An 8,639-nucleotide genomic window follows, 5' to 3' on the forward strand; every position below is an offset into this window, starting at 1 on the left:
CGTGCAGGGCCACCCCGCCCAGCCCGAGCAGCAGACCCTGGAAGGTCTGGTCAGCGGCCTGCTGGGCCTCCAGCGCGTCCGACGGGCGGGACACCTTGGCCTCGTTCGGCTTCTCCGGGTTGGCGTTGCGGCCCACTTCGTCCCGGACCCGTTCCACCTGGTCGGGGTCGACCCGCACGTACACCGTGGAGGCCTCACCCTTGGCGCCCAGCACGTCCTCGGCGACCCGCTGGCCGACCAGCGCGGCGTTGTCCAGCTCCGGTGCCAGTTCCACCCGCTCCAGCACACCGACCACGGAGAAGTAGGTGTCCCCGATCAGCACCAGCGTGTCCGGGGTGATCCGGTCCACGCCGAGGCGCCCGGCCGCCGACGCGCCGAGCACGACCGCGGGGTGGTCCGAGGTGGCCTCGTTCAGCCACGTGCCCTCGTCCACTTCGGCGCGGACCGCCTCCAGCAGATCGAGGTCGACCCCGTAGGCGGCGATCCCGCCGGACTCGGCGCTCGGTACGAGGTCGCTCCGGTAGACGTGGGTCCCGCTCACCTGCTCCACCTGCGAGGTGTGCTCGACCTCCGGCATCCGGTCGATCCGCCCCCGCGCGTCCTCGGGCAGCTTGGCGGCGTCGCCGAACAGGTCCTCGCCCGGAGCGACGGTGACCAGGTTGGTGCCCAGCCGGGCGATCCGCTGTCCGAGTTCGGCCTGGCCTGAGGAGGAGACCCCCACCACCGCGACCATCGCGGCGATCCCGATGGCGATGCCCAGGGCGGAGAGCACCACCCGTGTGGGCCGGGCGCGCAGCCCGCTCGACCCGGTGCGCAACCGGTCGACCAGCGAGAGACGCGCGGGGCGCAGCGGTGATCGGCGGTCGTGCCACTGCCGCAGGAATCCCCTCACCGGCCCGCCTCCGCCCGGCTCCACGTACCTTGCGGGCCCGGAGCGACGCCCTGCGCCGGGGATTTCGCCGAGGTCGGCGGGACACCCAGGGCTCCTGGGTCTCCCGCTCCCCGTGAGGTACCCGAGTCCGCGACCACACGGCCGTCGCGCACCTCCACGCGGCGCGGCAGGGAGGCGGCCAGTTCACGGTCGTGGGTGATCACCACGACCGTGACGCCGTCCCCGTTCAGCTCCCGGAGCACCCGCATCACGGCGTCGCCGGAGGCGGTGTCCAGCGCCCCGGTGGGTTCGTCGGCCAGGAGCAGCGGCGGCGAACCCACCACGGCCCGGGCGATCGCGACCCTCTGCTTCTGCCCTCCGGAGAGCTCGTGCGGCCGGTGGTGGGCCCGGTCCGCCAACCCCACGCGTTCCAGCGCCCGCCGGGCCCGCCGCACACGGGTGCGGGCCGGGACGCCGGAGTACAGCAGGCCGTCGGCCACGTTGTCCACCGCGTACACGTTGGGTGCCAGGTGGAACTGCTGGAAGACGAACCCGATCGTCCGCGCCCGCAGCGCGGAGAGCTGGTCGTCGGTGAGCTCGCCGACGTCGTGGCCGAACACGCGCACGCGGCCGGAGGTCGGGGCGTCCAGGGTGCCGAGCAGGTTGAGCAGCGTGGACTTGCCCGACCCCGAGGGGCCGACGATCGCGAGCATCTCCCCCCGCTCGACGTTCAGGTCCACGCCGTCCAGCGCCCGAACCCCGCCCGGATAGTGGCGGCTCACCCCGGTGAACTCCACGGCGGTCATTCGGGAACCACCACCTCAGTGCCCGCGTCGACGCCGTCGCCGGTCACCTCCACGAGCCCCTCGGAGAACCAGCCGGTCTCCACCGGAACGTCCCTCACCGCTCCGTCGCCGCCCACCACGGACAGCCCGTAGCCGCCTCCGGAGAGGGCGATCAGCGCGCCGACCGGGGCGGCGAGCACGTCCTCGCGCGACTCCCCCTTGGCGCGGACCTTGACCGGCGCCTGGTCCAGGAAGCCCTCGGCGCCGTCGCCCTCCGCGTCGAGGGAGACCAGTACCTCCACGGTGGCCGAGCCTCCGCCGCCCATACCGGACTCGTCCTCATCCACCTGGGCCACGTCCCCCACGGACTCCACTTCACCGTCGACCGTCTGGCCGTCCGGCATCTCCACGGTGACCTCGTCGCCCTCGTCGACGAGGTCGCGCTCGCCCACCTTGAGGTCGATCCGAACGACACGGTGGGTGGAGGCGGTGGTGAGCAGGGGGGTCGCCGGTCCCACGCTCTCGCCCACCGCCGCCTCGTGGCCGGTCACCCGGACCGGTCCGGAGACGTACCAGATCTGGTCGGGCTCGACCGTGCCGGTAACCTCCATGCCCTCGGTGTCCCTCTGCCAGCGTTTGACCGCCTCGGCGGTCAGCCACGTGTACTCGTCGTCGACGGTGAAGCCGCCGTACCCGAGTTCGGCGAGCGCCTGCTCGAACTGGCGCACATCCGGCCCCTTGGAGCCGGGCTCCAGGGTCCGGTAGGCGGGCTTGTCCCCGCGCAGGAGGATGACGGGACGGCCGTCGATCTCCCAGGCCCGCTGCCCGGCGGAGCGCTCGGCGCCGACCTCGGGCAGCCAGGTGAGCACCCCGTCGGAGCGTGCGAAGAACGATCCCGCTCCCGCGTAACCGAGGGTGCCGTCCAGGCGCTCCTCGCGCAGCAGGGTGGTGCGTTCGACGGCGGCGGTGGCGCCGGGGGCGGTGGTCTCCTCCTCCTTGACGCCCTGGGGCCAGCCCCAGGCCGTCACCGCCGCTCCGGCGCACAGGACCACGAGGCTCAGCAGCGCCGCCGCCAGCCACAGGAATCCCCGGTTCCACCGGGGCCGACGCCGTTCGGTGTCGTCGGCCCCGTCCTCGGGGAGGAGTTCGGTGTCCGCGCTCACGAGTCGTCCTCGGGGCCGGCCTCGAGCTCCAGGCTCCGCCCGCCCTCCTCGGTGCAGGAGCTGACGGCGGCCATGTGCTCGTCGTCCTCGGGGTCGACCGGGATGGCGAGGCCCATGCCGCGCTCGGGGTCCTCGACGTCGATGCCGTTCTCCCGCAGGCACTCGGCCACCATGAGGTCGGACTCGAACTGTTCCTCCTCGGAGGGCGCGTTCTCGTCCACCGGGAGGAGCGCGTCACACTCCTCCATGGCCGCGAGCATCTCCTCGTCCGGTTCCTCCATGGCGGGGAGGGCGACCATGCCGCCGTCCGAGTCGGGGTCGGGCATGTCGAAACCGGCGTCGCGCATGCAGGCGGCGTAGTCCAGCATCGCCTCCTCCATGGTCTTCTCCTCGGTGGACTCCGGGTCCGCCGCGTCGTCGCCGCCGATGGCCCCGCAGCCGGTGAGCAGGAGCCCGGCCGCCGCCGTGGCCACGGCCGTGAGGGTCAGTGAACGCATGTGGTCCTCCAGGTTCGGGCGCCGTTTCCGCCGACGCCGCTCGTGGGTTGCACGCCACATGTCAGCGGGACCACGGTTAGCCGGTGGTTAGGGTCAGCCGGGATCCTGGGCCCCCGGTTCCCCGGCCAGGCGGGGGTTCGGCGGGGTTAACCTCGGCCTAACCGGGCGGCGGATAGTGCTGGTCAGTCGGGAACGCCGACGGCTGGAGACTGGGCGAGGGGGAAGCGTGCGCATTCTGGTGGTGGAGGACGAGCCCGACCTGGCGGAGACGGTCGCCGAGGGGCTGCGCGGTGAGGGCATGGCGGTGGACGTGTGCCACGACGGCGACACCGGGCTGGAGATGGCCACCGTGCACGACTACGACGTGGTCGTTCTGGACCGCGACCTGCCGGTGCTGCACGGGGACCAGGTGTGCCTGCGGATCGCGGAGGACCCCGGGGTGCAGGCCCGCGTGCTGATGCTCACCGCCGCCGGTGGCCTGGAGGACCGGGTGGACGGGCTCGACCTGGGTGCCGACGACTATCTGGCCAAGCCCTTCGCGTACCTGGAGCTGGTGGCGCGGGTGCGTGCGCTGGGCCGTCGGGCGCGTCCGGCCGCCCCTCCCACGCTCAGCCGGGCGGGTCTGGTGGTGGACACCACCCGGCGGACCGCCTCCCGGGACGGGCGGGCGCTCGCGCTCTCACCCAAGGAGCTGGGCGTGCTGGAGGAGCTGCTGCGCGCGGACGGGGCGCCGGTGACCGCGACCCACCTGATCGAGAAGGTGTGGGACGCCCACCTGGACCCGTTCAGCGGGGTGCTGAAGGTGGTGGTGCACGGGTTGCGCCGCAAGCTCGGTGCGCCCGCGGTGATCGAGACCGTCCCCGGCCACGGATACCGGATCTGACGTGGCTGCCGCTCCCATGGCCGTGCCACGACGCTGGCTGGACCGGTTCACCAGCCTGACCCTGCGCACGAAGCTCGCCCTCGTCTACACGGGGGTCTTCGCCCTCGGCGGGGCGCTGCTCCTCGCCGCCAACTACGCGATGGTCTCCGCGAGCCTGGAGATGCGGGGGGTGGAGCTGTCCACGACGGCGGTGATTCCCAACGGCGACCCGGCCGAGACCCTCGTCGCCCCGGCTCCGACCGTTCCCGCGCAGACCGGCGAGGCGGCACCGGTCACCGGGTGGGAGGAGACCGAGCCCCTGGCCGTCCTGGTCGACGACTACCAGGTGGGGGTGCTGTCGGACCTGCTCCTGAACTCGGTGCTGATCCTGCTGGGCGTCACCCTGCTGGCCGCGCTGGCCGGGTGGGTGATCGCGGGCGGGCCGCTCCGGCGCCTGCACCGGGTGACCGACGCCGCGCGCACCCTGTCCGAGCACGACCTGCACAGCAGGCTGGACCTGCACGGGCCGGACGACGAGTTCCGGGAACTGGGCGACACCTTCGACGGGATGCTGTCCCGGCTGGAACGGGCCTTCGACTCCCAGCGCCGGTTCGTCTCCAACGCCTCGCACGAGCTGCGCACGCCGTTGTCGGTGCAGCGTGCGGCGCTGGAGGTGCCCCTGGCACAGGACCGGGTGCCCGACGACCTGCGGCCGACCTTCCGCCGGGCGCTGGACTCGGTGGCGCGCAGTGAGGCGCTGATCAGCGGGTTGCTGTTGCTGGCCCGGTCAGATCGGGGGCTGGCGCGGACCGAGGAGGTGGACCTGGCGGAGGTGGTCCAGGGCGCGGTCGCCCAGCAGGCGGGCGCGGCCGAGGAGGAGGGGGTGGATCTGCGGTTGGACGTGGAACCCGCTCCGGTGGACGGCGATCCGGTTCTGTTGGAGCACCTGGTGCGCAACCTGGTGGAGAACGCGGTGCGCTACAACACCGCCGACGGGTGGGTGGAGGTGCGCGTGCGCACGGCGGCGGGACGCACGGTGCTCAGGGTGACCAACTCCGGGACGGAGGTGCGTGACGCGCAGGAGCTGTTCGAGCCCTTCCACCGGGGCGACGCGGCCCGGCTGCACCGGGACCGGCCCGGGAGCGGGCTCGGGCTGTCCATCGTCCGTTCGATCTCCACAGCCCATGGCGCCAAGGCCACCGCGAGGGCGCGGCCGGAGGGGGGTCTGGTGGTCACCGTGGGCTTCCCGGAGCTCTGAGTCGGGGTGCTGTTTGTCCCCCGGTCAGGGGTTCGCGGCGCCGGGTCCCCCGGTCCCGAGGCGTGGGGGTGGCGCGGTGACCTGCGGCGGGACGGTCGCGGGGACGCAACTCGGCCGTGACGAAAATACGCAACGAAAGCGGACCCCCGCCGCTGGGGCGCTCCCGGCGGCGGTCGTCGTAACGTTTCTCGACCGGTTATCCACAGGCTGGGGACGGAACCATGCCCCAGCCACCCGTGTCCCTCGTCCAGGAACACCTCAGCCGCTTGTGCTGCCCGAGCATCTGACTCCGCTCCCGCCACGCCGGGGATGGTCCCAGACGGCCGGGGTGCGTTGGTGACGCATGGACGGCGTCCACCCCGAAGCGCGCCGCACAGCCGTCTGTGGCGACTTGTACGTCGTCGCCATGTGAAGCACCCCAGGCCGCCGTGGCGGCCTGGGGGCGCTCTTCGTCGTTGGTGGGGTCAGGCCGTCATCAGCCCGAGGGCGTCGAGGTCCAGGCGTTCAGCGCGACGCGCGAGTAGGTACAGGTGTCCGGCGCTGCGGTCCTGCTCCTTGATCAGGTCGTACCCCTGGGTCTCGTAGTACTTGACCAACTCGGGGAAGTAGCAGCCACGTCGTACCCACTGGCGTCCCTGCCGAGCGGCCTGGTCGACCGCCCACAACGCGATCAAGGTCCCCGGCTTGTGCTCTCGGTAGGCCGGGTCAGTCACGGTCGTGAACAGGTAGAGGGCAGGGTCAGCCGCTTCCTCTGGGGTCCAGTCCTTCGGCGGTGAGTGCGTGGTCACCGTGGTGCATCCGACGACCCGGCCGCCATCTTCGAGAACCCACATGAACCCGGAACCGGCCTGCCCGGCGAGATCGTCGACTTCCTCGCGCCAGGACTCCAGACCGCGCTGTTCCTGCCACCCGCAGCGGGCACGGATCATCTCGGCCACACCCGTGACGTCATCCTCGGTGGCCGGTCGCATGGTGAACACGCTTCGTCCTCTCAACCAAGGAACGCCGAAGCGCTCATGTGCAGACTCAGAACCTCTAGAAGCTTCGCGTCTCGCTCCTCGACGTAGCTGTCGGCGGTCAGCCTCTCGACCGCGACCCTCAGCCCGTCCGGGTCGACCAGACCATCGAACAGAGGCGAACCCCCGGCCAGCATACGAGCGAACAGCTTCGGCGCGTGAGTAGTCAACGAATGTCCGATGACCTCAGCGAACGACTCGCGCTCCACCGGGTGAATGACGTCCTCACTCATACCGAGCGCGCCCAGGCGTCGCCGCTGCACCTGCTTCAACTCGCGCCACGCGAACGGCAACTGCTCGCCCAGTTCAACCATGGCCGGATCAGCGAACGGGTGCACCGGCCACAACCCTTCCCGCAGCAGGGGCGGGGCCGTGGTCTCCAGCGACAACAGCGTCATGGAGTTGACCAGGGCCGGGGGCGCGATGCCGTCGTCGGAGAACTCCAACGCGGACTGAGCGCGCGGTCCGACCCACGGCAGGATCTGGGCGTCGGTGATCTCGCCCAACCCCTTGTGGGGCTCTTCCGCCTGGGTGAGCGCGACCATCTCATCACCGCCCAGTCCGGTCACCACCGTGCGGGCGCCAGCCTCGGCCACCGCCCGCGCCATCTGCGTGAACGGGTAGTGCAATGGCTCCTCGGTCGGCGCGGTCACACCTCCGCGAACCCACCGGCACTCGGGCGCCAGGGGCGGGTACTTCATGGCGTCGATGACGATGTCGAGGTCAGCGAACCTCACCCGGTCGCGGAGCTCGGCGCGGCGCCGGATCTGCTGCTCCCGCCCCGGGCCGCCGATCACCAGGGTGGCTGTGGGGAACAGGCCCGGATGGCGCTCGGCCGCGCGAGTGGCCACGGTGCCCGAGTCGAACCCGCCGGTCAGGTGAAACAGGGTGCTCCCTCGGGCCCAGGGGCGGCGGTCCATTGCGGTGTCCATGGTCGCGACGAACGCGCCCAGGACGTCGGCGCCTGGCGCCAGCTCCCGGGGAGTGCGGTGCAGCGCTGGGGCGGGGTAGCTGATCCACAGGTGCCCGCCATAGTGCGCGGTCGCGCGTTCGGTGAGCCGCTGGACGCCCCGGAACAGGGTGTCGGTGCTGTACCGGGGCCGGTAGATCAACAGCCGTGCGGCCTCCTTGGGGTTGATCCCGGTGGCGTGGGCGCGCAGATCGGCCATGTCCCAGGAGCCGAACAAGGTTCGCCCGTCGTTGGCCAGGTAGAGCGGCGTGGTTCGAGCTGATCCGGCGGTCACCCGCACGGGGCGTGCGGGTTCGGCCTCCACGAGTACGAAGTCGGTCGGCCAGTGGGTGGCGGCCTCGCGCGCCTGGTCGTACTCGGCCGAGGTGAGGGTGCGGACCTCGGGGTCACAGGCCGGTCGGTTGGCGACGCGCTCCCGGACGACGATCAGGGTCCGGCGCTCGTCAGTCGCCGCCAAGTGCTCCACCATCGGGTGGGTGAAGGGTTCGATTCGGCTCCTGGTGTCCTGGGAGATGTAACACGCCCCGGACCAGCTCCAGGTGAGATTTTCGCTGTAGGGGGTCAACTGCAATCGCAACATGGAGTGCTCCGGGGCGTGCGTTGATTCAGCGGGTCAGATGGTTAGCGCTTGGTGGTGTCGTAGGTGTGCGCCGCGTCGGAGGAGCCGGAACTCTTCTTGTACTCGTGGCTCTGCTCGGGGCTCTGCACGACGTCCCGGGGCGGGGACGTGAACAGGCCGGACGGAACGTTCACTGTGGGTGGGGGCATGAAGTCGGACAACGTAGGTCTCCTTCCGTGAAACGGGGGTTCCTGCCCGAAGGGATCTACCCGCTGGACAGGGGTTCGCCGCCGAGCGGGGCGACGTTCGGACCCGCTCGCCCGAGACGGGTCTCCGGGCCCACGGGGTTCGGGGGCGAAACGGGGCTCTACGTGTAGTCACCGCACGGCTTGCCTTGGCACGGCTCACCGCACTTTTCGCAGGCGGTCCATGTCGTCCATGGCGTCTCGCTTCCTCTCTCCAGGCAGTGGTCGCCTGCTTCCCGCGTTTGCGGGGGTGGTCGGGGCCCGGCGGGTGCCGGGCCCCGGCTTCTCGTCGGTTCAGGTCGGGATGCCGATCTCGTGGGTGAGGGTTCGGCCGAGGGTTTCCAGGGTGGTCAGGCCCAGGAGGAGGGTGGAGCTGATGGCGGTGGCGGGCCATCCCCACCACCGGCGGGGTG

Annotated in this window: 9 protein-coding genes; 2 read left to right on the plus strand and 7 right to left on the minus strand. The window is 71.6% G+C overall.

Going from position 1 to position 8,639, the window contains the following annotated elements:
• The 4 genes from ADX84_RS24435 to ADX84_RS24450 form a co-directional block, all read right to left on the minus strand.
• Window positions 1-892: ABC transporter permease (locus ADX84_RS24435; protein ID WP_049579715.1), on the minus strand; the 892-nt coding region annotated here is incomplete at its 3' end.
• On the minus strand, window positions 889-1,677 hold the full coding sequence (locus tag ADX84_RS24440; RefSeq protein ID WP_049579698.1) for an ABC transporter ATP-binding protein: 789 nt from the start codon (window positions 1,675-1,677) through the stop codon (window positions 889-891). The genes ADX84_RS24440 and ADX84_RS24435, both read right to left, overlap by 4 nt.
• A complete protein-coding gene (locus tag ADX84_RS24445) occupies window positions 1,674-2,819 on the minus strand; it encodes a peptidoglycan-binding protein (protein WP_049579700.1) in 1,146 nt (381 codons plus the stop codon). The genes ADX84_RS24440 and ADX84_RS24445 overlap by 4 nt, the downstream gene beginning before the upstream one ends.
• A complete protein-coding gene (locus tag ADX84_RS24450; protein WP_049579702.1) occupies window positions 2,816-3,316 on the minus strand; it encodes a hypothetical protein in 501 nt (166 codons plus the stop codon). Before ADX84_RS24450 ends, ADX84_RS24445 begins: the two co-directional genes overlap by 4 nt.
• A 226-nt stretch (window positions 3,317-3,542) precedes the next feature.
• Between ADX84_RS24450 and ADX84_RS24455 the strand changes: the two genes are divergently transcribed.
• Entirely contained in the window at window positions 3,543-4,199 is a 657-nt protein-coding gene (locus ADX84_RS24455) for a response regulator transcription factor (RefSeq protein ID WP_049579705.1), read from the plus strand.
• A 16-nt stretch (window positions 4,200-4,215) separates the two neighbouring features.
• The gene (locus ADX84_RS24460; protein ID WP_049579708.1) at window positions 4,216-5,436 is read left to right on the plus strand and encodes an ATP-binding protein; all 1,221 of its coding nucleotides are present in this window, start codon (window positions 4,216-4,218) and stop codon (window positions 5,434-5,436) included.
• A 464-nt stretch (window positions 5,437-5,900) separates the two neighbouring features.
• Here ADX84_RS24460 and ADX84_RS24465 read toward each other — a convergent pair whose 3' ends face one another.
• From ADX84_RS24465 to ADX84_RS26480, 3 genes are all read right to left on the minus strand, one after another.
• Window positions 5,901-6,416 carry a GNAT family N-acetyltransferase gene (locus ADX84_RS24465; RefSeq protein ID WP_049579710.1) on the minus strand — a complete coding sequence of 172 codons (516 nt, stop codon included), beginning with the start codon at window positions 6,414-6,416 and terminating at the stop codon, window positions 5,901-5,903.
• An 11-nt stretch (window positions 6,417-6,427) separates the two neighbouring features.
• The gene (locus ADX84_RS24470; protein WP_234004207.1) at window positions 6,428-7,888 is read right to left on the minus strand and encodes an asparagine synthase-related protein; all 1,461 of its coding nucleotides are present in this window, start codon (window positions 7,886-7,888) and stop codon (window positions 6,428-6,430) included.
• 155 nt (window positions 7,889-8,043) lie between these two features.
• Complete coding sequence (locus tag ADX84_RS26480; RefSeq protein WP_199560701.1) at window positions 8,044-8,202, minus strand: hypothetical protein; 159 nt, start codon at window positions 8,200-8,202, stop codon at window positions 8,044-8,046.
• Window positions 8,203-8,639 lie beyond the last annotated feature (437 nt).

Origin of the sequence: Nocardiopsis sp. SBT366, from assembly GCF_001083815.1 — a bacterium.
Lineage (GTDB): Bacteria > Actinomycetota > Actinomycetes > Streptosporangiales > Streptosporangiaceae > Nocardiopsis > Nocardiopsis prasina.

Coding starts and splice junctions, on each gene's coding strand:
- ADX84_RS24460 (WP_049579708.1), top strand. CDS start 4,216: ATGGCCGTGCCACGACGCTGGCTGGACCGGTTCACCAGCCTGACCCTG.
- ADX84_RS24440 (WP_049579698.1), bottom strand. CDS start 1,677: ATGACCGCCGTGGAGTTCACCGGGGTGAGCCGCCACTATCCGGGCGGG.
- ADX84_RS24450 (WP_049579702.1), bottom strand. CDS start 3,316: ATGCGTTCACTGACCCTCACGGCCGTGGCCACGGCGGCGGCCGGGCTC.